General features: G+C 66.5%; 24 protein-coding genes. 11 read left to right on the forward strand and 13 right to left on the reverse strand.

Features of this window, described 5'->3' with window-relative positions; translation table 11 throughout:
- Positions 1-22 precede the first annotated feature (22 nt).
- Positions 23-868, forward strand: a complete 846-nt coding sequence (locus ACFOOQ_RS20695) for a DUF3800 domain-containing protein (protein WP_379729617.1) — start codon at positions 23-25, stop codon at positions 866-868.
- A gap of 138 nt (positions 869-1,006) precedes the next feature.
- Entirely contained in the window at positions 1,007-1,675 is a 669-nt protein-coding gene (locus ACFOOQ_RS20700) for an ImuA family protein (protein ID WP_379729618.1), read from the forward strand.
- Between the two features lie 4 nt (positions 1,676-1,679).
- Here the strand turns inward: ACFOOQ_RS20700 and ACFOOQ_RS20705 are convergent, their stop codons facing one another.
- The 11 genes from ACFOOQ_RS20705 to ACFOOQ_RS20755 form a co-directional block, all read right to left on the reverse strand.
- Entirely contained in the window at positions 1,680-2,480 is an 801-nt protein-coding gene (locus tag ACFOOQ_RS20705) for an aspartate dehydrogenase (protein WP_379729619.1), read from the reverse strand.
- Between the two features lie 28 nt (positions 2,481-2,508).
- Positions 2,509-4,155 carry a thiamine pyrophosphate-binding protein gene (locus tag ACFOOQ_RS20710; RefSeq protein ID WP_379729620.1) on the reverse strand — a complete coding sequence of 549 codons (1,647 nt, stop codon included), beginning with the start codon at positions 4,153-4,155 and terminating at the stop codon, positions 2,509-2,511.
- The gene (locus ACFOOQ_RS20715) at positions 4,148-5,014 is read right to left on the reverse strand and encodes an IclR family transcriptional regulator (protein ID WP_379729621.1); all 867 of its coding nucleotides are present in this window, start codon (positions 5,012-5,014) and stop codon (positions 4,148-4,150) included. Before ACFOOQ_RS20715 ends, ACFOOQ_RS20710 begins: the two co-directional genes overlap by 8 nt.
- On the reverse strand, positions 5,001-5,840 hold the full coding sequence (locus ACFOOQ_RS20720) for an alpha/beta fold hydrolase (protein WP_379729622.1): 840 nt from the start codon (positions 5,838-5,840) through the stop codon (positions 5,001-5,003). The genes ACFOOQ_RS20715 and ACFOOQ_RS20720 overlap by 14 nt, the downstream gene beginning before the upstream one ends.
- Positions 5,827-6,585, reverse strand: a complete 759-nt coding sequence (locus ACFOOQ_RS20725; RefSeq protein ID WP_379729623.1) for an SDR family oxidoreductase — start codon at positions 6,583-6,585, stop codon at positions 5,827-5,829. The genes ACFOOQ_RS20720 and ACFOOQ_RS20725 overlap by 14 nt, the downstream gene beginning before the upstream one ends.
- 3 nt (positions 6,586-6,588) lie before the next feature.
- On the reverse strand, positions 6,589-7,683 hold the full coding sequence (locus ACFOOQ_RS20730) for a Rieske 2Fe-2S domain-containing protein (protein ID WP_379729624.1): 1,095 nt from the start codon (positions 7,681-7,683) through the stop codon (positions 6,589-6,591).
- 13 nt (positions 7,684-7,696) lie between these two features.
- Positions 7,697-8,497: an ABC transporter permease gene (locus ACFOOQ_RS20735; protein ID WP_379729625.1), complete on the reverse strand. Its 801-nt coding sequence runs from the start codon at positions 8,495-8,497 to the stop codon at positions 7,697-7,699.
- A gap of 46 nt (positions 8,498-8,543) precedes the next feature.
- Positions 8,544-9,515: an ABC transporter substrate-binding protein gene (locus tag ACFOOQ_RS20740; RefSeq protein WP_379729626.1), complete on the reverse strand. Its 972-nt coding sequence runs from the start codon at positions 9,513-9,515 to the stop codon at positions 8,544-8,546.
- A gap of 32 nt (positions 9,516-9,547) precedes the next feature.
- Positions 9,548-10,333 carry an ABC transporter ATP-binding protein gene (locus tag ACFOOQ_RS20745; RefSeq protein WP_379729627.1) on the reverse strand — a complete coding sequence of 262 codons (786 nt, stop codon included), beginning with the start codon at positions 10,331-10,333 and terminating at the stop codon, positions 9,548-9,550.
- Between the two features lie 7 nt (positions 10,334-10,340).
- On the reverse strand, positions 10,341-10,649 hold the full coding sequence (locus tag ACFOOQ_RS20750; protein WP_379729628.1) for a recombinase-like helix-turn-helix domain-containing protein: 309 nt from the start codon (positions 10,647-10,649) through the stop codon (positions 10,341-10,343).
- 129 nt (positions 10,650-10,778) lie between these two features.
- Complete coding sequence (locus ACFOOQ_RS20755) at positions 10,779-11,741, reverse strand: VOC family protein (RefSeq protein ID WP_379729629.1); 963 nt, start codon at positions 11,739-11,741, stop codon at positions 10,779-10,781.
- Between the two features lie 151 nt (positions 11,742-11,892).
- Between ACFOOQ_RS20755 and ACFOOQ_RS20760 the strand changes: the two genes are divergently transcribed.
- The gene (locus ACFOOQ_RS20760) at positions 11,893-13,359 is read left to right on the forward strand and encodes an aldehyde dehydrogenase (protein WP_379729630.1); all 1,467 of its coding nucleotides are present in this window, start codon (positions 11,893-11,895) and stop codon (positions 13,357-13,359) included.
- Positions 13,360-13,380: 21 nt separating this feature from the next.
- Positions 13,381-14,160: an SDR family oxidoreductase gene (locus tag ACFOOQ_RS20765; protein ID WP_379729631.1), complete on the forward strand. Its 780-nt coding sequence runs from the start codon at positions 13,381-13,383 to the stop codon at positions 14,158-14,160.
- A 21-nt stretch (positions 14,161-14,181) separates the two neighbouring features.
- On the opposite strand, the gene ACFOOQ_RS20770 is transcribed toward ACFOOQ_RS20765, so the two are convergent.
- Together ACFOOQ_RS20770 and ACFOOQ_RS20775 are read right to left on the reverse strand one after the other, a co-directional pair.
- Complete coding sequence (locus ACFOOQ_RS20770; protein WP_379729633.1) at positions 14,182-15,210, reverse strand: histone deacetylase family protein; 1,029 nt, start codon at positions 15,208-15,210, stop codon at positions 14,182-14,184.
- Complete coding sequence (locus ACFOOQ_RS20775; protein WP_379729634.1) at positions 15,207-15,938, reverse strand: GntR family transcriptional regulator; 732 nt, start codon at positions 15,936-15,938, stop codon at positions 15,207-15,209. The genes ACFOOQ_RS20770 and ACFOOQ_RS20775 overlap by 4 nt, the downstream gene beginning before the upstream one ends.
- Before the next feature lie 120 nt (positions 15,939-16,058).
- Here ACFOOQ_RS20775 and ACFOOQ_RS20780 point away from each other — a divergent pair, with 120 nt between their 5' ends.
- From ACFOOQ_RS20780 to ACFOOQ_RS20810, 7 genes are all read left to right on the forward strand, one after another.
- Positions 16,059-16,838 (forward strand): class II aldolase/adducin family protein, encoded by a 780-nt coding sequence (locus ACFOOQ_RS20780; RefSeq protein ID WP_379729635.1) that lies wholly within the window; start codon positions 16,059-16,061, stop codon positions 16,836-16,838.
- A 27-nt stretch (positions 16,839-16,865) separates the two neighbouring features.
- Complete coding sequence (locus ACFOOQ_RS20785; protein ID WP_379729636.1) at positions 16,866-18,416, forward strand: ABC transporter substrate-binding protein; 1,551 nt, start codon at positions 16,866-16,868, stop codon at positions 18,414-18,416.
- 93 nt (positions 18,417-18,509) lie between these two features.
- A complete protein-coding gene (locus tag ACFOOQ_RS20790) occupies positions 18,510-19,481 on the forward strand; it encodes an ABC transporter permease (RefSeq protein WP_379729637.1) in 972 nt (323 codons plus the stop codon).
- Positions 19,478-20,317, forward strand: coding sequence for an ABC transporter permease (locus tag ACFOOQ_RS20795; protein WP_379729638.1), 840 nt, complete (start codon positions 19,478-19,480; stop codon positions 20,315-20,317). Before ACFOOQ_RS20790 ends, ACFOOQ_RS20795 begins: the two co-directional genes overlap by 4 nt.
- Position 20,318: 1 nt before the next feature.
- Positions 20,319-21,935 (forward strand): ABC transporter ATP-binding protein, encoded by a 1,617-nt coding sequence (locus tag ACFOOQ_RS20800; RefSeq protein WP_379729639.1) that lies wholly within the window; start codon positions 20,319-20,321, stop codon positions 21,933-21,935.
- 3 nt (positions 21,936-21,938) lie between these two features.
- Positions 21,939-22,874, forward strand: a complete 936-nt coding sequence (locus tag ACFOOQ_RS20805; protein WP_379729640.1) for a 2-hydroxyacid dehydrogenase — start codon at positions 21,939-21,941, stop codon at positions 22,872-22,874.
- Between the two features lie 68 nt (positions 22,875-22,942).
- Entirely contained in the window at positions 22,943-24,208 is a 1,266-nt protein-coding gene (locus tag ACFOOQ_RS20810) for an NAD(P)/FAD-dependent oxidoreductase (protein ID WP_379729642.1), read from the forward strand.
- The last annotated feature ends 10 nt before the right edge of the window (positions 24,209-24,218 follow it).

Genomic DNA, 24,218 nt, shown 5'->3' on the forward strand with positions numbered 1-24,218 from the left:
TGCGGGGCTTTTTTATTGGAGTTTGAGTACCATCAATGGAAAGAATGGGTACGCCTTAACCATCGAGCCATTCAATATGCTCATCTGTTATCTTGATGATAGCGGCACTGATGCTGGAAACAGGCTTATTACCTGCGCGGGATACATCGCCCGCGCAGAGCAATGGGTTAACTTCGAGAAGCAAGCCGATCCTGTATTCAACGAATACGGCGTCACTGTTCTCCATACAATGGATATGGAGAACAGTGACGGGATATATAAAAACTGGAGCATTCTTAAGAAGCAGTCTTTTGTATCAAAGATTTGCGGAGTTCTTTCGGCGCACGCTCTGATGGGCATGACAATGTCTGTAGTTAAGCCTACTTACAAAAGTCGTGCTGAAGAAAGTGACCGCAAGAGGACCATTACGCCTTATGCATTCTGTGCGCAGGTAATTTTGCAATGGATAATGACCGATATAAAACTAGGGCGCATAGCACACGACGAAGGACTTTCGTTTCTTTTTGAAGAGGGGGATAAAAACAATCGAGAGATTGCAAATAACCTAGAAGCGTTACGCACGTCGCATGAAGATTTTAACCGTGCATATAGGTCAATCTCATTCGTTCCAAAGCACGACTCTCGCGCAATTCAGATGGCAGACCTGCTCGCATACCATTCGCGCAAACACGGCGTGAGGATGGAGGGTGGTCATGTCACTCTGCCGGCCGGCCAGAGAGACATTTCAAAGCCAGATCCAGATATGATGATCAAAATCATAACCGAGCGCCTACCGCACAAAGGCTTCGTCGCGACTGACTTCGGCCCTGAGGCGACAGGTGCCCGGCTGTTTTCTGAAATCCGAAAGCACCCACGTAGGCGATCCTAATTTCGAGCAAAAAAGCTTCCTCTCTTCGCCCCCTCCCCGGAAAACCGGGCTTTTTGCCCGGACGGGATAGGAATAAGAACATATTTGAATTAATTGAGATCAATATTAGAACATATCGTGCCATTTCGGAGGGGAACGATGATGCGCAGCCAGACCTACAGCCAGCAGACGGTCACCAACCTCGGCCTGATCGCCGGCCTGCGCGACCGGCTCGGCCGGCTGGGCACCAGCGGCCGGGTGCTGGCCGGCCGCGTGTTTCCCTTCGGCACTGCCACGCTGGATGCCGCCCTGCCCTGGGGCGGCCTGCCGGCCGGCAGCCTGCATGAGGTCGTCGGTCAGGCTCCGCTGGCCACCGCCGGTTTCCTCGCCGCCTATCTCGGTAGCGTGCGCCGCGGCCGCCCTGTCCTGTGGCTGACGCCGGAACGGCAGCTGCATGCCCCGGCGCTGGCCGCCTTCGGTTTCGACCATCGCCGCCTGACCATCGCCTGGACCCGCCGGCCGGAAGACCGTCTGCAGGCCTTTGAAGAGGCCTTGCGCACGCCGGGCATCGCCGCCGTGGTGGCCGAGATCGACGGGCTCGACCTCGCCGCCACCCGGCGCCTGCAACAGGCCGCCCAAGCCGGCGGCGCGCTCGGGCTGCTGATCCGCCGCGACGCGGCGGCGACCGTGGCGCTGACCCGCTGGTGCATCGCCCCGGCGCAGAGCGACGGGCGCAACCCGCGCTGGCAGGTGCGGCTGGAGCGCGACGGCTTCGCCGCGCAGTATGCGATGGAATGGGGTGAGGCGCGGGGCTTCCGCGTCCTCTGATCCGCTAGATCTGAACGGGCCGCACGCAGTTGAGAATGGCGCGGATCGTGCTGTAGGCGGCGAGCGACGAGGTCTTCGGGTTGCTTTTCAGCGGCTTGCCGCGGATCACCAGATGCATGTCGCCGAAGGCGCCCGATGCCGTGATCTCGTGGATATTCGCCTGCACGCCGGGATCGGCGATCATGCGCACCTCGGTGGCATCGAAGCCTAAGCCGGCCAGCGCCACCGTCGCCGCCACATTGGCATTCTTCGGGTAGTCGCGGGCGGCGGCACGCGCCGTGCCAATATAGAACACGGCCGGTTCGGTCAGCGCGTCGAGCTTCACGGCGGCTTCGGCCGGGGTGCCCTTCCAGGCGCCGGGCGGCTTGCGCGAAACGTAGCTCACCTTGTCGACGCCGCCGACCATGGCGGCATTCAGCGCATCGATGCCCGGCACCGCGCCGGCCGGCAGGATCAGCTTCGCGCCGCCCTTCTGTGCCGCCGCGCGCAGCTCGGCATAAAGCGCGTCGTCGGTCAGCGCACCGATGGACGCAATGACGAAATCGATGCCGCGCAGCAGCAGGTCGGCGCCATAGGCCCGCACCGCGCTGTGGCTGGCGCATTCGGCCGCCACCACGGGCGTGAAATCGAGGTCCTTCAGGCTGCCGATCACGGTCATGCCCGGCAGTTCGGCCTGCACGGCGGCGACCTTCTCGGGCCGCACCAGCACGGCGCCGACGGCAAAGGCGCCGGTGCTATCGGCTGCGGCGCGCACCTCGGCCGCCACCGCGCCATGGCCGATCAGCAGGATCTGCGGGACGGACATCGGCTTGCTCTCTGTTACGACACCCCGGTCACGAGGCCTTGCGCACCGGCGGACCGGCGAAAGCGCTGGCATAGGGGCCAATGGCCACCATGTCAACCTCGACCATGCGCGGGCCGGTTTCGGCCACCGCCTTGGCCAGCACGGCCCCGGCCTGGCTGACATCGTCGAGCCGGGTATGGCGCCAGCCGAGGCTGCGCGCCAGATCGGCGAACTGCGGCGTGTGCAGGTCGACGTAATACTTGCGACCGCCGAAGCGGGCATCCTGGATGTTGCGGATCACGCCATAGCCGCGGTCGTTCATCACCAGCAGCAGCATGTCGACCTGTTCCTGCGCCGCGGTGGCCAGTTCGCCGACATTCAGCATCAGGCCGCCGTCACCCGACAGCACGATGGTCTTGCGGCCGCGCGCCGCCACCGCCGCACCGACGCCCATCGCAGCACCCATGCCGATGCCGCCGCCCAGCGCATGCACGCCGTTGCGGGCGCCGAACAGCCTGAGCATGCGGTTGCCCCAGGTGCTGTTCGACACCGTGACGTCGCGCACCCAGACGTAATCGCGCGGCACGGACCGCTGCAGCGCATCGACCAGCTGCTCATAGGGCCCGAGGCCCTTGCGCAGTTGTGCCTCGGCCTCGGTCCGCGCCGTGGCAATCGCGGCGCCGAAGCCGGCCGCGACCTTGAGCCGGCTTTTCAGCCGCGCCGCCAACCCGGCCAGCGCCAGTTTCGCGTCGCCGGCGAGGAAATGGTCGGCGGTATAGCCGCGGCCATGGGCCTGCGGGTCGGCATCGATCTGCAGCAGCGGACGCGGCAGGCGCAGGGTGTATTTCAGCGTCTCGTTGCCGCGCAGCCGCGAGCCGACCACCAGCATGGCGTCGCAGTTCGCATAGAAGGCCTCGACCGGGCCGGAGAGATTGAAGGCGCCCAGCGTGCGCGCGTCGTCTTCCGGCAGCACGCCGCGGCCCTGCACGCTGGTCACCACGGCAAAGCCGAGATCGGCCAGTGCACGGATCTCGTCCGTCGCATGACGCGCGCCGCCGCCGGCCCAGATGATCGGGCGCTTCGCCTTGGCCAGAATTTCGGCGAAGGCATCGAGCGCGGCGTCGTCCGGCTGGCCGACCAGCAAAGGCAGCGGCGCGATGGCGGCCGGCAGGTCGACCAGCGCCTCCTGCACGTCGATCGGGATTTCGACGCTGACCGGGCCGCTGGGGGCCGACAGCGCGACGCGCGCGGCTTCCTGCAGCACACCGAGCGCGGTCTCCGGGGACCAGATGCGGAAATAGGCTTTCGAGACCGCCTTCAGCATGCCGGGCTGGTCGGTCGCCTCGTGGATGTAGCTCCAGCGGCGGTCGAGATAGGGCCGCTCGATCTGGCCGGTCAGGTGCAGCAGCGGCGTGCCGGCGGTCTGCGCCTCGACCATGGCGCCGGCGGCATTGCCGGCCGCCGTGCCGGTGCTGGTGATGGCAACGCCGAGCTGGCCGCGCACGCGGGCCCAGGCGTCGGCCATGTTGACCGCGCCGGCCTCGCCGCGGCTGGGCACGAAACGGATGGTGTTGCGCTGGCCGAAGGCATCGAGGATCGGCATGTTGTGGATCGAGATGACGCCAAACGCGGTGTCGACGCCGCAGGCTTCGAGGAAGCGCGCGGTGAGTTCGCCGACGGTGATCTGCTCAGGCATGAAGAGGCTCGCTGACCTTGCTGGTTTCCGATGAAGGGGTCTTGTTCGCCGCATCGCCGGCATCGCGCGGCGTCTCGCGGCGGATCCACTGGGTGATCTGCGCCGAGGCCTTGAGCACGGCATCCTTGAGGTCGCCGTGCATGGCGGCGAGGTCGATATAGGCATCCACCGCGGTGATGTTGATGACGGCGACGATATACCCCATCCCGTCACGCACCGGGGCGGCCACCGAGCTGACACCGCGCTCGAAGAACGACTGGCTGACCGCATAGCCGCGTTCGCGGTCGCCGGCCAGCACCGCCTTCAGGTCGGCCAGGGTCGTCGGCGTCTGTTCGGAAAAGCGCGGCAACGGATCGGTCGGGAACAGGTCGAGAAGTTGTTCGTCGCTGAAATCGCAGATCATCATGCGGCCCATCACGGTGGCATGCACCGGAAAGCGGGTGCCGATGTTGACCGTGCTGGAGATCGTGGTGCGGGCGGGATAACGCGCCACATAGACGATCTCGCGGCCGTCGCGCACCGCCATATGGGCCGACAAGCCGGTCTCGTCGCGCAGGCGCTGCAGGATCGGCTGCGCCGCCTCGACGATGTCGAGCGAGGCGAGATATTCGAAGCCATGGCTGAGCACCGCCGGCCCCAGCTTGAAGTGGCGCTCGTCGCCTTCCTTCTGCACGAAGCCCATCATCTGGAGCGTGTGCAGCAGGCGGAACACCGTCGAACGCGGCAGGTTGAGTTCCTGGGCGATCTCGGGCGGCGTGATGGTGGCGCGCCGGCGCGAGAACAGCGACAGGATGGCGAGACCCTGGGCGAGCGCTGGCACCACGTATTTGCCCTGCGGGATACGGTCATGGGCGTCCATCGTGTGCCTCCATGAAGCGGGCGAGGATGTCGTTGAACAGCGCCGGCTGTTCGAGATAGGCGGCATGGCCGGCGTTCCTGATCGCATGCGCCGGTGCCTCGGGGCGCAAGGCTGCGCCCTTCAGGTTGTCGGCCGGCACGGTGATCACGTCGTCGAGCGCGTAGAGGAACTGCACCGGCAGGCCGGCCGGAATGCGCGCGATATCGGCCAGCGCATTGCCACCCGACAGCATGTGCGCAGCCTGCACATAGCCCGGCAGTTTCGCCATGCCCATGGTCTCGATCACCGAGGCGATGACATCGGGCGCCGCACCGGGCGCCAGCAGCCGCGGCCCGCGCTTCTGCGCCATGCCGGCGGGCCCCAGCGTCGCCATGTCGTCGAGCCGGCTGTGCAGCAGGCGGCGGCTCTCGTCCGCCGGCAGTTCGGCATGGCCGATGGCCAGGCCGCTGAAGCTGACCGACAGCAGGCGCTCGGGATAGTCAGCGGCGAAGCGCGCGGCCATCAGGGTGCCGAGCGAATGGCCGACCAGATGACAGCGGTCGATGCCGAGATGGTCGATGAAGGCGAGCACCGCACGGGCATAGTCGCCGGCATCGGGCAGCTCTGGCGCCAGCGGCGCGGACTCGCCATAGCCCGGCGCGTCCCAGGCGACAACACGACGGTCGCGCGACAGGCCGGCGAGCTGGTCGCGCCAGGAGCGTGCCGCCGAGCCCATGCCATGCAGCAGCACCAGCGGCGGCAAAGCACTGCCTTCCGTGCCCGCCTCGAGATACGAGATGCGGGTGCCGCCGGGGAGAACCGCGTAACGCGGTTCAGTTAAAGACAAAGCCGCCATTGACAGGCAAGAGCTGGCCGGTGACGAAGCCGGCGCCGTCACTCAGCAGGTAAACCGCCGCACCTGTCACGTCGTCGGGCATTTGGGCTCGCTGCATGGCGCGGCCCTCGACATAGTGACGCTTGCGCTCCTCGGGCACGTATTCGGTGGCCTCGACCAGCACGAGGCCGGGGGCGATGGCGTTGACGGCAATGCCGTCGGGGCCGAGTTCGCGGGCCAGCGAGCGGGTCATGCTGATGATCGCGCCCTTGCTGGAGACGTAATGCAGCAGGCGCGGCGCGCCCCACAGCGCGGTATCCGAGGCGAGGTTGACGATGCGACCGCCGGCCTTGGACTTGCGCAGCAGCGGCGCCATCGCCCTGACCATCAGCCAGGTGCCGCGCACGTTGACCGTCATCACCCGGTCCCAGGTCTCGATGTCGATCTCTTCGAAGGTCTTGCCGCCGATGCCGGTGGCAATGGCTGCATTGTTCAGCAGGCCGTCGATGTGGCCGCAGCGTTTGGCGACCGCCGCGGCAAAACCCTCGACGGACGCCGGATCGGCCAGATCGACCGGCAGGAAAACGGCCTCCGTGCCCTTCTCTTTCAGGGCGGCGGCCGTGCGCTCGCCCCATGCGGTATTGATGTCGGCCACCACCACGGTGGACGCGCCGGCAGCGGCGCAGCCTTCCGCAAAGGCCTGGCCGAGGCCGCGGCCGGCACCGGTCACCACGATGATGCGGCCGGACAGGGTCATGGCTTACTCGGCCGCCGAGACGGCGCCGGCCACCGGCTTGTCGGCAGAGGCCGCCGCCAGCGCCTTGACCTGGTCGCGCGCCATCTTGGCCAGAGTGGTACGCACGCGGCCGAGGCCGGCATCATGCTGGTAGAGGAATTCATGCTCGCGGGCCTGCGGCGCCATGTCTTCCAGCACCACGCGGTCCTGTTCCAGCACGTCCCAATGCAGGCCTTCGAGCCGCGCGCGGTAGAGGAACTTCCAGGTATCGCGCTGCCAGCCGCTGACCTTGCGGATGCGCCAGAAGAACACCCGGCAATGCTCCTCGTCGACCGGGGCCACCATGCCGACGATGGTAAAGGCACCGCCGGGGCCGGCCTGCTTGCCATAGGGGATTTCGAGGCGCAGCCACAGGCTGTCGGTGACGCCGAATTCGGTCCAGTCGAAATTGACGCCGCGCTGGCCTGCCTTCTCGAAGACGAAGCCGGTCTCGGTCTTGCGCAGGCGCATCTCGGCATGCTTGTCGCCCTCGGCCATGGAATGCGACTGCGCATGCAGATAGGCGCCGTGCATCGGGTCCATCACATTGTCGATGGCGTAGCGGTAATTGCACTTCCAGTGCGCGGTACACAGGATCGCTGCATAGTCCGGCGAGGTCAGTTCCATCGGCAGGGTGAATTCAGCCGGCTCGGCATGCAGGGCGTCGCCGAACCACAGGAAGATCGCGCCGGCGGCCTCGCGCACGTGATAGCTGCGCACGCAGCGCTTGCCTTCCATCGGTGCATTGGCCTGGGCCGGCACGCGCGGCACCACGCCGTCATGGCGCACCTCGACGCCGTGATACCAGCAGGCGACGCGGTCGCCGAGCGCCCAGCCGAGCGTCAGCCGCGCACCACGATGCGGGCAGCGGTCTTCCAGGGCGTGCACCTGGCCGTCGGCATCGCGCCACAGCACGATGTTTTCCGACAGGCGGGTGATGCCGACCGGGGCGCTGGCGACCATCCAGCCCGGCGCCACCGGATACCACAGATTGCGCAGGCCGCGATTGAGCAGGGCCTCGGCTGCCACGGCATCCGCCGAAGGGGCGGAGCGGGCATCGCTTGCAATCGACATCGCCATAAAAAAACCTCCCTCAGCTTTCGGTGGTCACGCGCGCGCGCGCCGGCAGGTAATGCAGCACCCGGCCCTCGACAAAGACGACGACGCCATAGAGCGCGATGCCGATCAGGGTCAGGAGAATGATGGTCACGAACACCATGGCGGTGTTGCCGGCGCCCTCGCCGAAGGTCAGCAGGTAGCCGAGCCCGATATTGCCGCCGACCAGCTCGCCGACCAGCACGCCGATCACCGCGAGCGTGGCGGCGATGCGCAGGCCGGCGAACAGCGGCGGCAGCGAAGCCGGGAACTCGATCTTCCAGAACACCTGCACCCGGCTGGCGGTGAACGACTTGGCCAGCCGGACGATATCAGGGTCGATGGCGCGCACCGCGCCCAGCACGTTGATCATGATCGGGAAGAACACGATCAGGATGGCGACCAGGATTTTCGGATAGACGGTGTAGCCGAACCAGATGATGAACAGTGGCGCGAAAGCCACCTTGGGCGCGATCTGCAGCGCCAGGATATAGGGCGACAGCATGAATTCGGCTGCCGGCGACATGCCGAGCAGGAAACCGACCAGAATGCCGAGCAGGGCGCCCAGCACGAAGCCGACCACCACCTGGATGGCGGTGATGCCGGTATGGAAGGCGAGCCGGTCGTGCTCGACCATGTGCAGGAACTCGCCCCACACCCGGCTGGCCGACGGGATGATGAATTGCGGGATACCGAACCAGCCCGGCAGCCATTGCCACGCCGCGAGGAAAACGACGAACAGCAGCAGGCTGCCGGCCATCATGCGGCGAAGGTGGGGTTGGGACAGAACGGCCTGCATTGCATTCTCCCGCCGGCGACAGCCGGGCTGATGCCTGGGGCGTCGCTTACTGGACGAACTGGTTGGTGTAGAGGTCCTTGACCGGGGTCTTGTCGCGGATCACGCCTTCCTTGAGGTAGAAATCCTGCAAGGCGGACAGGCGTGATTCGTCGACGGCGCCGACGACCTTCTGGCCCGGATAGACATACTGGTTGTACAGCTTGAAGACGGCAGCCATGGCGGCTTCCTTGCCGGCATGCTCCGGCACGGCCTTCACGTAATCGACCGCGGCGGCATCCGGATCGGCCATGATGTCCTTCATGCCCTTCAGGGTCGCCGAGACCAGCTTCTTGATCAGCGCCGGATTCTTCTGGATCACGTCATCGGCGGCGATGATCGCCTGCGACATGCTCTTGAAGTACTTGTCCGACGGGATGATCTCGATGTTCATCTTCGCGGCCTGGGCCTGGGCGGTCCAGTCCGGCACCGCGGCCATCGCGTCGGACTGGCCGGCGATAAACAGCTTCCAGACGTTGACCGGGCCGACGGCCTGGGCGTTCACGTCATCCTTGCTCATGCCCTGGGTCGCCAGCATGCCGAGCAGCGCGAAATAGGTGGTGTCCTGATAGGCCATCGCGGTGACGGTCTTGCCCTTCAGGTCCTTGATGGTGCTGATACCCTTGTCCTTGTTGATGACCAGCTGCATCAGCGAGCCGCCGCCGAGCAGGGCCACGGTCTTCACCGGCACACCGTTCGGCCGCACGATGATCGAGGTGTCGCCGATGCCGCCGCCGACCACCGCATTGCCGGCACCGACCTGCTTGGCGACGTCGACGCCGCCCTTGGCGATCTGGAAAGTGACGTTCAGCCCTTCGGCCTTGAAGTAGCCGCGCTGCTGCGCAACCATCCACGGTCCGAAAGCGGGCAGCGACGGCGGCGCCGGCAGCAGGTAGGTGACATCTTCGGCGAAGGCGGCCGGTGCAGCGGCAAAAACCAGGCCCAGTGTGGCCAAGCCGGCCAGCAGAGTTCTACGCATCATCGTGTTGGCACTCCCCTCTTGTGTGGTCCCCGTCATGCTGCCGCCTGGTCGACGTGCAGCAGATCCATCAGTCTCGTCACATAGCCGCCAACCTTGTCATGCTTGCGGCGCGCCATCGGGTTCTCGCGACCCGGGATGTCGACGACAATCTCTTCGATGATGCGGCCGGGCCGCTGGCTCATCACCAGGATGCGGTCGGACAGCGCGATCGCCTCGACAAGGTCATGGGTGATGAACAGCGCCGTCTTGCCGGTTTCGGCCAAGGTGCGACCGAGATCCTGCTGCAGCACCATCTTGGTCTGCGCATCCAGCGCCGAGAACGGTTCGTCCATCAGCAGCACCTTGGGGTCGACGGCAAGCGTGCGCGCGAGCGCCGCGCGCTGTCGCATGCCACCCGAGAGCTGGTGCGGATAATGGTTGACGAAATCGCTGAGCCGGCATTTGGCCAGCAGGTCGAGCGCGATGCCGCGGCGGTCTCCCGTCGGCGCATGCTGGATCTCGAGGCCGAGCTCGACATTTTCGCGAATGGTGCGCCAGGGCAGCAGCAGGTCCTTCTGCAGCATGAAGGCGACATGGCGGTTCGGCTTTACCACCAGTTCGCCGTCGACATGCACCTCGCCCTCCGACGCCGGGTCGAGGCCAGAGCCCATGTTGAGCAGGGTGCTCTTGCCGCAGCCCGACGGGCCAATCAGCGAAACGACCTCGCCGTCGTTGATGGAAAGCGTGACATCCTCGACGGCCACCACCACGCCACCCTGGCGCGGGTTGGGAAAGCGCTTGGTGACATTGCGGAACGACAGGCGCGGTGCGGTGGTCATGGCCGGATCACACGCTGGCGCCGGCAGCGAGCCGATTCATCAGGCTCTGGTAGTTCTGCTCGGTCCAGCTGCCTTCCGGATGCTGCACGGTGGACGCATTCAGTCGCGCGACGATATCGGGCAGCGTCTCGACGCCGTCGCGGAACATCGCCTGCAGCGCATCGGCCAGCGTCATCTCGAAAGCGGTGAGTTCGGCGGGGCGGGTCTGCCAGGGAATATTCCCGACGGCCTGCGGGCGCTCGATATTGCCGCTGCTGCCCTTGCCGGGCTCGGCGGCATTGGTCTTCAGACCGGCGAGATAGGGATTGAACGTCACCGAACCGCCCTCCGCATCCGTTGGGTTTGATTTATTAGTGGAACGCTATTTCTTATATGCAACATCGTAAAAGCCGCCTAACAGGCTGTAAAGCAGTTTTCACATTGCGGCACTGCCAGCGCGGCAGCGTCAGCCGCGTTTTTCGGTCAGGAACTTGCCGTCCTGGCCCGGCGCGCCGGTCTTCTGCCGGCGCGTGTTGCCGTCGAGACCGCCGGCCACCGCCCATTCGGCGAAGACTGTCGGGCCCGGCTCGAAATCGCGCGGCTGCCAGGCTTCGGTCAGCACGTCCTCGTCGGCGTAATACTCGACCAGCGCGCCGGCGGGATTCCTGAAGTACCAGAAATACGCCGACGAGATCGGATGCCGGCCCGGCCCGAGCTGGGTCTCCCAGCCGCAGCGCGCGATATGCAGGCCGCCGCCGAACACCTCGTGGATGTCGCGCACGGTGAAGGCGACATGATTGAGGCCGCGCTTGGCCTCGGGGGTCTGCAGCAGGAAGAGATCGTGGTGGCCGCCGCGCGGCGCGCAGCGCAGGAAATGGCCGCGGCCGGGATAGCGGTCGGACAGCACGAACCCCAGCGTCTCGTAAAACCCCGTGGTTTCCGCGAGTTTGTCGGTGAACAGCACCACATGGCCGACCTCGACGGGTTCAGCCTTCTGGTAGACCGGGCTCGGCGTGTTGACCCGCGCGGCATTGTCCCAGGTGTTGGACGGCACGCCACGCACCGCGACCGCGCGCTTGCGCGACACCCGCAGGCCGATGCCGAGTCCCGTCGGGTCAATGCAGTAGAGTGTGCCATCGGCTTCGGCAAAACCCGGCTGGCCGGCCATCGCCGTGCGGCGCTGCGCGAGGTCGGCTTCGCTTTCCGCGCCCCAGATCACCTGGCGCAAGGTCGGTCCGGCCTCGAAGGCCGGCGGCAGGCTGGTGTCGTTCTCGCGACGCACCTGCACCTCGCAGCCGTTCAGCGACTCGAAATCGAGGCCGGCATCATCCTCGCGCACCAGCCGCAGGCCCCAGTCGAGAAAGAAGCGGCGGCAGGCCGCGAGGTCGTCGGCGCCGTAGGTGATCCGATCAATGCCCAGAATGCTCATGACGGCCCTGCCCTCGCCGTTGGCGAAACCTCATCGATGGGCCGATTTGGTTTCTCTAATAAAACGTCATTTCCTATATGCAACATCCTAGGGTTCGTTTAGGCTGCTTGTAAAGATCAAACTGTCATTCAATCGAAGCCGTTCTTTCATCATGAGCATCCTGCCCCTCTATCTTGCCGGCAGCTGGCAGCCCGGTCATGGCGTGCCGCTGGCCTCCGTCAATCCAGCCGACAACCAGCCGCTGGCCACGGTGGCCACCGCCGATGCCGCCGATGTCGACGCTGCGGTCACCGCCGGCCAGGCGGCGATGCACGACCCGGCCTGGCGGGACCTGCTGCCGCATCAGCGCGCGGCCTATCTGCACCGGATCGCCGCGCTGATCGAACGCGACGCCGAGCGGCTGGCGCAGCTGCAGCGGCAGGACAACGGCAAGCCGATCCTCGAGACCCGCGCGCTGGTCGGCTCGGCCGCCGGCACCTTTCGCTATTTCGCCGCGATCTGTGAGACGCTGGAGGGCGACATCACGCCGTCGCGCGGCAGCTATCTGTCGCTGTCGACCTGGGAACCCCTCGGCGTGGTCGCCGCCATCACGCCGTGGAACTCGCCGATCGCCAGCGAGGCGCAGAAAGTGGCGCCCGCGCTCGCCGCCGGCAACGCGGTGATCGTCAAACCGTCGGAATTCACGCCGCTGCTGGCGCTGGAACTGGCCAAACTCGCCGACGAGGCCGGCCTGCCGAAAGGCCTGCTGTCGGTGCTACCCGGCACCGGCGCGGTGACCGGGGCGGCGCTGGTCGCGCATCCGGGCGTCGCGAAAGTCACCTTTACCGGCGGCACTGCCACCGGCCGCGCCATCGGCCGCGTCGCCGCCGACAAGATCATGCCGGTCTCGCTGGAACTCGGCGGCAAGTCGCCCAATATCGTCTTCGCCGATGCCGATATCGACCAGGCGATCAACGGCGTCCTATTCGGCCTGTTCTCCAGCCAGGGCCAGAGCTGCATCGCCGGCTCGCGGATTTTTGTGGAAGAGCGCATCTACGCGGCCTTCACGGCAAAGCTGGCCGAACGCGCAGCAGCGTTGCGGATCGGCGACCCGGCCAGCGAGCGCACCCAGATCGGGCCGGCGATCACCCCGCAGCATCGCAACAAGGTCGAAGGCTATGTGGCGCTGGCGCAGCAGGAAGGCGGCCGGCTGCTCTGCGGCGGCAGTCGCCCGGCCGACCCGGCGCTGCAGTCCGGCAATTACATTGCGCCGACGCTGATCGAGGGCCTCGGCAACCGCAGCCGCACGGCGCAGGAGGAAATCTTCGGACCGGTCGGCGTGCTGCTGCCGTTCCGGAACGAAGACGCCCTGATCGCCGAAGCCAACGATACCGTCTATGGCCTCGCCTCCGGCATCTGGACCGGCGATTTCCGCCGCGCCTGGCGGATCGGTCGCGCGCTCAATGCCGGCACGGTCTGGATCAATACCTACAAGCAGTTCAGTATCGCCACGCCGTTCGGCGGCAATGCCGAAAGCGGCATCGGCCGCGAGAAGGCGCGCGACGGGCTGAAAGCCTATATGCGGCAGAAGAGCCTGTATGTCGATCTGTCCGGCCGGCCGATTCCCTGGGCCGACTGACGCAAGCACGGAGTCTTACGCATGGATCTCGGGATCACGGGCCGCAAAGCCATCGTCTGCGCCGCCAGCAAGGGGCTGGGGCGTGCCTGCGCCGAGGCGCTGGCCGCCGAGGGCGTCGAGATTGTCCTCAATGCCCGCGATGCGGCCGTGCTGAAGCAGACTGCCGACGAGATCGCAGCGACACATCATGTGACGGTGACGCCGGTGGCCGGCGACCTGTCGACGCCCGAGGGCCGCGCCGCGCTGCTCGCCGCCTGCCCGGCCCCCGATATCCTGATCAACAATGCCGGCGGGCCGCCGCCCGGCGATTACCGCAGCTGGAGCGACGACGACTGGCAGCAGGCGGTCGCCACCAACATGCTGACCCCGGTGGCACTGATCAAAGCCTTTGCCGACGGCATGCAGGAGCGCAAGTTCGGTCGCATCGTCAACATCACATCGAGCGTGGTGCGCCATCCGATCGATGCCCAGGGCCTGAGCGCCGCCGCCCGCAGCGGCCTGCATGGCTTCGTCGCCACCATCGTGCGCGGCCTGGCCGCCCATAACGTCACGGTGAACAACCTGCTGCCGGGGCCCTTTGCCACCGACCGGCTGCTGTCGAATTTCGCCTTCCGCGCCAAGCGCGAGGGCAGCAGCGTCGACGAGGTGGTGGCGGCCCGCAAAGCCGAACTGCCGGCACGCCGTTTCGGCGATCCGGCAGAACTCGGCCGCTTCTGCGCCTATCTGTGCAGCGCCCAAGCCGGCTATGTCAGCGGTCAAAGCATCCTGCTCGACGGGGCGGCGCATCCGCAGATCTTCTGACGCACCGCCAGGCGATGCAGATCAGCGGGCGTCCTCGAAGCCGGCGAGGACGCTGGCGAGGTTGACGCCGAGAATGTCGGATAGATAGCCGCCCTCCTGCACCAGTACCGTGGGCAGGCCGATACGGGCAATCGCCTCGCCGATGCGGCGGAAGCCGGCGGTGGTGATCTTCAGGCCCTGCAGCGGGTCGGCCTCGGAGGCATCAAGGCCGAGCGCAACGACCAGCGCACCGGGCGCAAAAGCGCGGATGGTGCGCGTCGCCATCTCCAGTGCCGCCATGTAGTCGTCGTCGCCGGTGCCGAGCGGCAGGGGGATGTTGAGATTGGCGCCCAAGCCGGCTCCGGCGCCGCGCTCATGGGCGTAACCGACATAGAACGGATAATAGCGCGACGGATCGGCATGGATCGACACTGTCAGCACGTCGGTGCGGTCGTAGAAAATGCCCTGGGTGCCGTTGCCGTGGTGCACGTCGACATCGAGGATGGCGACCCGTTCGTGGCGCTGGCGCAGGTGGGCGGCGGCGATGGCGCTGTTGTTCAGGTAGCAGAAGCCGCCGGCCATGTCGCTGTAGGCATGATGGCCCGGCGGGCGGCACAGCGCATAGACCGTATCGTCGCCGTCCAGCACCATCTGCGCCGCCGTGACCGCCACATCGGCAGAGGCGCAGACTGCGTCATAGGTGCCCGGCCCGATCGGACAGGCGGTGTCCGCCGTATGCCAGCCGAGCTTGCCGACGATGCCGACCGGATACGAGACACCCTGATGGCGCATCGGATGGATGTTCGGGATCATCTCGGTGCCGGAATCGCCGAGCGCCTGCCATTCGGCATAGGCATGCTCGAGGAAGGTCAGGTAATCGGCGCTGTGCACGCGGGCGCGCGGACCCGCCCCGAAGACCTGCGCCGGCACGATGCTGTGGCGGCCGCGCTCCAGCCCGCTCAAGAGTCGCAGGGCGCGCTCGGGCTGTTCGGTGGTCTTCTTGACCACGCCGCGGACGAGGAAGAACTGCGGGTCGTGGCCCTGATGAGCTTCGCTGTAGACGGCTTTCACGCTGACGGCTCCGTTTTGTCCTGTTCCAAATCGGCGGCCACATGCGCCGGCAAACCGCGCACCAGGCCAGCCACGCCACGCCAGGCATCGTTGAGGTGATATTCGACGCTGGCACCGATCTGCTCGGCATCGCCATTCTCGATGGCGACGAGCAGCGGCCCGTGGGTCTGGGCAATCCGGTGCGGATCGTCATAGAGGCGGCCGATCAGGCCGATGACGATGCGCATCTCGGACGCGAGATCATCGAACAGCTTGAGCAGTCGCCGGTTACCGGAGATTTCGCAGATCAGGCGATGGAAACGGTAATCCTCTTCCACCTGGCGCGCCGGATCGTTGGTATCCGCCGTCTCGTAAAGTACGGCGAGCTGGCGGCGCAGGGCGGTACGGTTCTCCGGCGTCAGGTTGCGCGCGGCAAGAATCGCGGCGTGCTTTTCGATGCAGATGCGCAGGTCGTAGAGATCGTCGATATCGGCCGGCTTATGGGTGCGGACGAAAAAGCCGCGACCGGGAATGGCAACCAGCAGGCCCTGGCTTTCCAGCAGCCGGCCCGCTTCGCGCACCGGCGCGCGGCTGACGCCGAGCTCGCGGGCGATCACTGCTTCGGCGACCTTGGCACCGGGCACGAGACGCCCGGCCACAACGGCATCGGTGAGCATCCGGGCAATCTGGCTGACCAGATCCTGGCTGGCGATGGCGGGCAGGCCGACGGGCTTCGAGGCGAGACGCATTTCTGTCTATGTCCTTGATCCATCTTGTATCTGTGAAATTGTCGACTGTCGACACTTTTCCGTTGCGACTCATTGCACGGGCATGACAGAGTATGCCCCGCACGCTTTGGAGACGAATTGATGACGGCGACCATTCGCGCATTGTCCAACTCGGGAACCGATCCGCACTGGCAGGTCAAAGAGGATCTGGCCGCCGCCTACCGGCTGGTCCACCGGCTCGGTCTCGACGACAGCATCTACACCCATATCTCGGCTCGCCTGCCCGGCGGCCATGACCGCTTCCTGATCAATCCCTACGGCATGCGGTTCGAGGAGGTGAAAGCCTCCAACCTGGTGACCGTGGATATCGACGGCGCGGTGATCGACGATCCGCTCGGGCTGGGCATCAACCCGGCCGGCTTCACCATTCACAGCGCCATCCATTCGGCGCGCCCCGATGTGGTCTGCGTGCTGCATACCCATACGGTGGCCGGCGTCGCGGTCTCCTGCCAGCAGGACGGCCTGCTGCCGCTCAATCAGTGGTCGATGCAGTTCACCGACCGCATCGCCTACCATACCTACGAGGGCATCGCGCTCGACCTTGACGAACGCCAGCGCCTGATCGCCGACCTCGGCGACAAGATGGTATTCATGCTGCGCAACCACGGCCTGCTGACCTGCGGCCGCTCGGTCGCCGAGGCCTTCAAGCTGATGCATAACCTGGAGCGCTCCTGCCGCGCCCAGCTCGCGATCCAGTCTGCCGGCGCGGCCATCGTGCCGCCGCCACCGGGGGTGCCGCAGAAGACCGCCGGACAATACCAGAAAATCTACGACAAACTCGAGGCGGGCGATCGCCCGGATATCGAGTGGGAGGCCTTCAAGCGCATGCTGGAGCGCACGGATCCAGATTATCGCACCTGACTTGAACTATCACAGAGGGGGTTTGCTGTGCTGAAACGTAGCTTGCTTGGTTTGGTCGTTGCCTGCGGCCTTGCATTTCCCGCCGCCGCCCAGACGCCAAAGTCCGGTGGCACTGCCAATGCCATCATCCAGCCGGAACCGCCCGGCCTGATGCTCGCCATGGTGCAGAACGGTCCGACCCAGATGGTCGCCGGCAACATCTATGAAGGTCTGCTGCGCTACAGCACCAAGATGGAGCCGCAGCCGGGCCTGGCCGAGAGCTGGACGGTCAGCCCGGACGGCAAGACCTATACCTTCAAGCTGCACAAGGGCGTCGTCTGGCATGACGGCAAGCCGTTCAGCTCGGCCGACGTGCTGTTCTCGGTGGAAATGCTGAAGGTGACCAACCCGCGCACCCGCGCCAATCTGACCAAGGTGGAAAGCGTCACCGCGCCGGATGCCGACACCGTCGTCTTCACCCTGAAGGAGCCGTTCAGCCCCTTCCTCGGCATCTTCGAGGTCGGCTCGCTGCCGATCGTGCCGAAGCACATCTATGAAGGCACCGACTACAAGACCAATCCGGCCAACAATACGCCGATCGGCACCGGCCCCTTTATGTTCAAGGAGTGGCAGAAGGGCTCCTTCATCCATCTGGTGAAGAACCCGCACTACTACATCAAGGGCAAGCCCTACCTGAACGAGATCTACTGGCACATCATTCCGGATGCCGCGGCCCGCTCGGTGGCCTTCGAGACCGGCAAGGTCGATATCCTGCCCGGCGGCTCGGTCGAGAATTTCGACGTGCCGCGACTCAGCAAGCTGAAGGGGGTCTGCACGACCACCAAAGGCTGGGAATTCTTCGGTCCGCTGGCATGGATGTGGCTCAACAACCGGCAGGGCCCGACCTCGAACAAGCTGTTCCGCCAGGCCGTGATGTATGCCATGGACCGCGACTTCGCCAAGACTGTCGTGTGGAACGGCCTCGGCGAAGTGGCCACCGGCCCAATTGCCTCCTCGACCCGCTTCTTCAACAAGGCGCTGGCCAAGTACAAGCACGACCCGGCCATGGCCAAGAAGCTGCTGAAGGAATCCGGTTACAAGGGTGAGAAGGTCCGCTTCATGCCGCTGCCCTATGGCGAGACCTGGCAGCGCTGGGGCGAGGCCGTGCGCCAGAACCTGCAGGATGTCGGCATCAACCTCGAGATCGTCGCCACCGACGTGCCGGGCTACAACCAGCGCCTGTCGGAATGGGATTACGATATCGGCTTCAGCTACCTCTACCAGTACGGCGATCCGGCACTCGGCGTGGCACGCTCCTACATCAGCAGCAACATCGCCAAGGGCTCGCCGTTCAACAACGTCGAGGGCTACAGCAACCCGGAAGTCGACAAGCTGTTCGCCGAGGCGGCGGTCGCCAGCCCGGACTCGAAGCGTCAGGAACTCTATGACAAGGTGCAGAAGATCCTGATCGACGACGTGCCGGTGGCCTGGCAGCTGGAACTGCAGTTCCCGACCATCACCCACTGCAAGGTCAAGGACCTAGTGACGACGGCCATCGGCGTGAACGACGGCTTCCGCGACGCCTGGATCGACCAGTAAGCATGGCTTTCCGCATGCGGCGGCGAGACCCGCTACCGCATGCGGCGCCTGCTTCGGACGATCCGCCTGTTCTGTTTTTCCGCGGATGCCCCGATGCTGCAATTCATTGCCCAGCGTATCGTTAAGGCTGTCGTCGTTCTTCTGGCGATTGTCGTTCTGAACTTCTTCCTGATCCGCGCCGCCCCCGGCGATCCCGCGGTGGTGATGGCCGGTGAAGCCGGTGCCTCCGACCCGCTGTTCATCGCCCAGCTGCGCGAGAAATTCGGCCTCGACCAGCCGCTGCCGAAACAGCTGTTCATCTATGTAAAGGGTATCGCCACCTTCGATCTCGGCTATTCCTTCCGCCAGCAGATGCCGGTCTCCAAACTGATCCTCGACCGCCTGCCGGCCACCCTGCTGCTGACCGGCACCGCCTTCCTGATCTCGCTCGGCCTCGGCATCCTGTTCGGCGCGCTGGCCGCCCGCAATGCCGGCCGCTGGTCGGACACGCTGATCACCGTGCTGGCGCTGGTCTTCTATGCCACGCCGCTGTTCTGGGTCGCGCTGATGGCGATCCTGCTGTTCTCGGTGACCATGGACTGGCTGCCGAGCTTCGGCTACGAGACGGTCGGCGCCGGCTATACCGGTATGACCCATATCCTCGACGTTGGCGCCCATCTGGTACTGCCGGCGCTGACGCTCGGACTGTTCTTCATGGCCACCTATGCCCGCATGACCCGCGCCTCGATGCTTGAGGTCTCGCGGCTCGATTTCGTCAAGACCGCCCGCGCCAAGGGACTGAAGACCGGCGTGATCCAGCGCCGGCACATCCTGCGCAATGCGCTGCTGCCGGTGGTGACGCTCGCCGGCCTGCAGGCCGGCACCCTGATCGGCGGCGCCGTGCTGACCGAGACCGTCTTCGCCTGGCCCGGCATCGGTCGCCTGATGTATGACGCGCTGCTGCAACGCGATTACAACCTGCTGCTCGGTGTCTTCGTCGTCTCCTCGGCCATGGTGCTGGCGCTCAACCTGATCACCGACCTGATCTACCGCCTGGTCGATCCGCGCATCGAGCTGTCCGCATGAAAGCGCTGACCGGACGCCTGCTCCGCAATCCCAGCAGCCTGATCGGGCTGATCATCCTGCTGCTGGTGCTGGCCGTCGCCATCTTCGGGCCGCTGGTCTTCCCGCAATCGCCCTGGCGCATGGTGCAGCGACCCTTCCTGCCACCGCTTGCCATGCCGGGATTTCCGCTCGGCACCGATGCCCTTGGCCGCGACATCGCCATCGGGCTGATCCACGGCGCCCGCGTCTCGCTGCTGGTCGGCCTGATCTCGACCTTGGCCGCGCTCGCCATCGGCGTGCCGCTGGGTGCCGTCGCCGGCTATGCCGGCGGGCGCATCGACGATGCCCTGATGCGGTTCACGGAATTCTTCCAGACCATCCCGAGTTTCGCGCTCGCCATCGTGCTGGTCGCCATCCTGCAGCCGTCCATCGTCTCCACCGTCACCGCCATCGCCATCGTCAGCTGGCCGCCGGTGGCGCGCTTGGTGCGCGCCGAAGTGCTGTCGCTGCGCAGCCGGGAATATGTCCAGGCCGCGGTGGTGACCGGCCATACCAACGGCTGGATCATCTGGCGGGAAATCCTGCCCAACACGCTGTCGCCGATCATCGTGCTGGCCTCGCTGATGGTGGCGACCGCCATCCTGCTGGAATCCTCGCTGTCTTTCCTCGGCCTCGGCGATCCCAACCTGATGTCCTGGGGCTATATGATCGGTGCCGGCCGCACGGTGATCCGCCAGGCCTGGTGGCTGACGGTCTTCCCCGGCCTCGCCATCCTGCTGACCGTGCTGGCGCTCAACCTCGTCGGCGAAGGCCTCAATGACGCGCTCAATCCGCGTCTCGCCAGACAGGGGCGCTGAGATGACCGCTCCCGCCGTCGCCATCCGCGGACTGAAGCTCGCCCTGCCGGCCGGCGGCGACCGGCCACTTGCCGTGGACGATGTCTCCTTCGACCTGATGCCCGGACAGATCCTCTGCGTGGTCGGTGAATCCGGCTCCGGCAAGTCCATGTGCGCCCATGCCCTGATGGGCCTGCTGCCGCCGGCGGTGAAGCCGCAGGGCGGCGAGGTCGCCTTCGATGGCCGCAACCTGCTCGACCTGCAGGAGAGCGACTGGCTTGCCCTGCGTGGCCGCCGCATCGCCATGGTCTTCCAGGAGCCGATGACGGCGCTCAATCCGCTGATGCGCATCGGCGAGCAGATGGCCGAGATGTTCGAGGCCCATGACCTGCTGACGCCGAAGGAGCGTACTGCCCGCGTCGTCGCGCTGGCGAGCGAGGTCGGCCTGCCCGATCCGGAGCGCATCGTGCGCGCCTATCCGCACCAGCTCTCCGGGGGCCAGCGGCAGCGCGCCATGATCGCCATGGCGCTGGCGCTGGAACCGGCGGTACTGGTGGCCGACGAGCCGACCACGGCGCTCGATGTCACCACCCAGGCGCAGATCCTCAAGCTGATCCGCGAGCTGCAGCAACGCCGCAACATGGCAGTGATGTTCATCACCCATGATTTCGGCGTCGTGTCCGAGATCGCCGACCGCGTCGTCGTGCTGCAGCACGGCAAACTGGTCGAACAGGGCGCGGCCGACGATGTGCTGCTACGCCCGCAACATCCCTATACGCGGGCCCTGCTGGCCGCGGTGCCCACCATGCAGCCACCGGTGCGGCCCTCCGTTACTGACCGCCGCAAGGCCGTCGAGGTCATAGGGCTGGCCAAGACCTACGTCTCGGGCGGCGGCTGGCTGCGGCCGGCCCGGCGCGTCGAGGCGGCGAAAGATGTCAGCTTCGCCATCCACCAGGGCGAGACACTCGGCCTGGTCGGTGAATCCGGTTCCGGCAAATCCTCGGTAGCACGGCTCGTCATGCGGCTGACCGAAGCAGATCGCGGCAGCATCCGCATGGGCACGGCGGACCTGACGCTGCTGCACGGTCCGGCGCTGCGCGAACAGCGCAAGCGCATCCAGATGGTCTTCCAGGACCCGTTTGCCTCGCTCAACCCGCGCCGCAAGATCGGCCGCATCATCGCCGACGGCCCCATCGCCCATGGCACCGACCCGGCCGCGGCCCTGCAGCGCGCCCGCGACTTGCTGCAGCTGGTCGGCCTCGACGCCAGCGCCATCGAGCGCTATCCGCATGAATTCTCCGGCGGCCAGCGCCAGCGCATCGGCATCGCCCGGGCCCTGGCGCTCGATCCTGAAATCCTCGTCGCCGACGAGGCCGTCTCGGCACTGGATGTCTCGGTGCAGGCGCAGGTTCTCGCCCTGCTCGAGGACCTCAAGGCCAAGCTCGGCCTGTCGATGCTGTTCATCACCCATGACCTGCGTGTCGCGGCACAGATCTGCGACCGCATTGCCGTGATGCAGCGCGGCGAGATCGTCGAGCTGAAGCCGGCGGCCGCGCTGTTTGCCGCGCCGGAACATCCCTATACCCGCGAACTGCTGGCCGCCGTGCCGGGCCGCATTGCCCAGGCCGGAGCCGTCTGACCGATGCGCTGCGCCATCGTCAGCCGCTCTCTCGACCTGCGGGCCTATTACGGCGCCGCCCTCGACCGCGTCGCCGATCGGATCGAGTCGATCATGCATCCGGCCACGCCGTCGGGCGAGGATGTGCAGATGGCACTGGCCTGGCACCCGCCGGCCGATGCCTTTGACCATTATCCCAACCTGCGCGCGGTCTGCACCATCGGCGCCGGCGCCGACAATGTGCTGGCCTGCCCCAGCCTGCGGCCGGACATCCACGTGGTCCGCGTGGTCGATCCGGCCCAGGCCCGCCTGATGTGCGGCTTCGTGCTGTGGCATGTGATCTGGCACCAGCGCCAGTTCGCCACCTATCTGGCGAACCAGCAGGCGCAGGTCTGGAAACGCCTGCGCCAGCGCCGGCCGCAGGATGTGCCGGTCGGGCTGCTCGGCTATGGCGAGATCGGCCGCCAGGTAGCCACCGAACTTGCCGGCCTCGGCTTTCCGGTCGCGGTGTGGAGCCGCACGCCGAAGGCGGTGCCGACGCCGCTGCGCAGCTATCACGGCACCGACGGCCTGTTCGCCATGCTGGCGGAGACCGAGGTGCTGGTGAACCTGCTGCCGCTGACCGCGGCGACCCGGGGTCTGCTGAATGCCGATGTGTTCGGCGCCATGCGCAAGGGCGGCTATCTCGTGCAGGTCGGCCGCGGCGAGCATCTGGTCGAGGCCGACCTGCTGGCAGCGCTGGACTCCGGCCAGCTTTCCGGCGCCTCGCTCGACGTCTTCGCCACCGAGCCGCTGCCGCACGGCCATGTGTTCTGGAGCCACCCGAAGATCGTCGCCACGCCCCATGATGCCTGCGACGTCAGCATCGAAGCCGTGGCCGATACCCTGCTCGCCACCGCCGCGGCGATTTCCGCCGGTCAGCGGCCGCCGGCTGCCGTCGACCGCACCCAGGGCTACTGAAAATTCCCCAGTCGTCCCCGGCCGGTGGCCGTGGCGGCGAGCGGCGAATGGCCATACGGTATCGCCTCATGAAACGTCATGTCGTGATCATCGGCGCTGGTGCCGTCGGCGCCATCAGTGCGCTGGAAGCCCTGCGCCGGGGCTTTCGCGTCACCATCCTCGAACCGGGCGAACCCGGCGGCGAGCAGGCCGCCAGCTATGGCAATGCCGGCTGGCTGTCGTCGCATTCGGTGATCCCGCCGGCCCTGCCCGGCATGTGGCGCAGGCTGCCGGGCTATCTCGCCGATCCGCTCGGCCCGCTCAGCATCCGCTGGTCCTACCTGCCGCAGGCGCTGCCCTGGCTGGTCCACTACCTGCTGTCGGGCTGGACGGCGGCACGGGTGGAGCATACGGCGCGGGCGCTGCGCCCGCTGCTGATCGACGCGCCGGCGCTGCACAGGGCATTGGCCGAGGAAGCCGGCGTCGGCGCCCTGATCCAGCACAGCGGGCTGCTGCATGTCTTTCCGACCCGCGCCGATTTCGCCGCCGAGAGTTTAAGCTGGGAAATCCGCCGCAGGGTCGGGATCGACTGGATCGAACTTGAAGGCGCGGCCCTGCGCGACCGCGAGCCCGATCTCGACCCACGCTACCGTTTCGGCATTTTCGTCGCCGAGGCCGGCCATTGCCGCAATCCCGGTGCTTATGTGGCGGCGCTGGTCGCCCATGCCAATGCGCAGGGCGCCAGTCTCGTGTCCAGCCAGGCCACCGGCCTGCGCATCGAACAGGGCCACCTGCAGGCCGTGCTGACGGCCGGGGGGGAAATCCCCTGCGACCGGGCGGTGATCGCGGCCGGCGCGCGCGCGAAGCCGCTGGCCGCGGCGGCCGGCGACGCCGTGCCGCTCGATGTCGAACGCGGCTATCATGTCAGCATTGCCGGCACCAATCGCGGCCCGCGCACGCCGATCATGGTGTCCGACCGCAAGCTCGCCGTCACCATGACCGAGCGCGGCCTGCGTGGGGCCGGCCAGGTCGAGATCGCCGGACTTGCCCGCGCGCCCGACTGGCGCCGCGCCGAGGTGCTGCGCCGCCATCTGCTCGGCCTGTTCCCCGACCTGCCGCGCGACCTGCCGGCCGAACGCGTGAAGACATGGATGGGGTTCCGCCCCAGCATGCCCGACGGCCTGCCGTGCATCGGCCGCGCCAGCGCCACGCCGGACGTGATCCATGCCTTCGGTCATGGCCATATCGGCCTAGTCAGTTCGGCGCGCACCGGCCGCGTCGTCGCCCAACTGCTGGCCGATGTGGAACCGGAAATCCCGCTCGCCCCCTTCGATCCCCGACGCTTTGGCGCCTGAACTGCCACCG

Source organism: Ferrovibrio xuzhouensis, assembly GCF_042648965.1.
GTDB lineage: Bacteria > Pseudomonadota > Alphaproteobacteria > Ferrovibrionales > Ferrovibrionaceae > Ferrovibrio > Ferrovibrio xuzhouensis.

Bases quoted from the DNA above. Each gene is read 5' to 3' on its own strand.
- ACFOOQ_RS20765 (WP_379729631.1), top strand. From the start codon at position 13,381: ATGGATCTCGGGATCACGGGCCGCAAAGCCATCGTCTGCGCCGCCAGC.
- ACFOOQ_RS20730 (WP_379729624.1), bottom strand. From the start codon at position 7,683: ATGGCGATGTCGATTGCAAGCGATGCCCGCTCCGCCCCTTCGGCGGAT.
- ACFOOQ_RS20805 (WP_379729640.1), top strand. From the start codon at position 21,939: ATGCGCTGCGCCATCGTCAGCCGCTCTCTCGACCTGCGGGCCTATTAC.
- ACFOOQ_RS20740 (WP_379729626.1), bottom strand. From the start codon at position 9,515: ATGATGCGTAGAACTCTGCTGGCCGGCTTGGCCACACTGGGCCTGGTT.
- ACFOOQ_RS20705 (WP_379729619.1), bottom strand. From the start codon at position 2,480: ATGTCCGTCCCGCAGATCCTGCTGATCGGCCATGGCGCGGTGGCGGCC.
- ACFOOQ_RS20790 (WP_379729637.1), top strand. From the start codon at position 18,510: ATGCTGCAATTCATTGCCCAGCGTATCGTTAAGGCTGTCGTCGTTCTT.
- ACFOOQ_RS20715 (WP_379729621.1), bottom strand. From the start codon at position 5,014: ATGGACGCCCATGACCGTATCCCGCAGGGCAAATACGTGGTGCCAGCG.
- ACFOOQ_RS20780 (WP_379729635.1), top strand. From the start codon at position 16,059: ATGACGGCGACCATTCGCGCATTGTCCAACTCGGGAACCGATCCGCAC.
- ACFOOQ_RS20755 (WP_379729629.1), bottom strand. From the start codon at position 11,741: ATGAGCATTCTGGGCATTGATCGGATCACCTACGGCGCCGACGACCTC.
- ACFOOQ_RS20800 (WP_379729639.1), top strand. From the start codon at position 20,319: ATGACCGCTCCCGCCGTCGCCATCCGCGGACTGAAGCTCGCCCTGCCG.
- ACFOOQ_RS20795 (WP_379729638.1), top strand. From the start codon at position 19,478: ATGAAAGCGCTGACCGGACGCCTGCTCCGCAATCCCAGCAGCCTGATC.
- ACFOOQ_RS20735 (WP_379729625.1), bottom strand. From the start codon at position 8,497: ATGCAGGCCGTTCTGTCCCAACCCCACCTTCGCCGCATGATGGCCGGC.
- ACFOOQ_RS20745 (WP_379729627.1), bottom strand. From the start codon at position 10,333: ATGACCACCGCACCGCGCCTGTCGTTCCGCAATGTCACCAAGCGCTTT.
- ACFOOQ_RS20710 (WP_379729620.1), bottom strand. From the start codon at position 4,155: ATGCCTGAGCAGATCACCGTCGGCGAACTCACCGCGCGCTTCCTCGAA.
- ACFOOQ_RS20760 (WP_379729630.1), top strand. From the start codon at position 11,893: ATGAGCATCCTGCCCCTCTATCTTGCCGGCAGCTGGCAGCCCGGTCAT.
- ACFOOQ_RS20775 (WP_379729634.1), bottom strand. From the start codon at position 15,938: ATGCGTCTCGCCTCGAAGCCCGTCGGCCTGCCCGCCATCGCCAGCCAG.
- ACFOOQ_RS20700 (WP_379729618.1), top strand. From the start codon at position 1,007: ATGATGCGCAGCCAGACCTACAGCCAGCAGACGGTCACCAACCTCGGC.
- ACFOOQ_RS20725 (WP_379729623.1), bottom strand. From the start codon at position 6,585: ATGACCCTGTCCGGCCGCATCATCGTGGTGACCGGTGCCGGCCGCGGC.
- ACFOOQ_RS20810 (WP_379729642.1), top strand. From the start codon at position 22,943: ATGAAACGTCATGTCGTGATCATCGGCGCTGGTGCCGTCGGCGCCATC.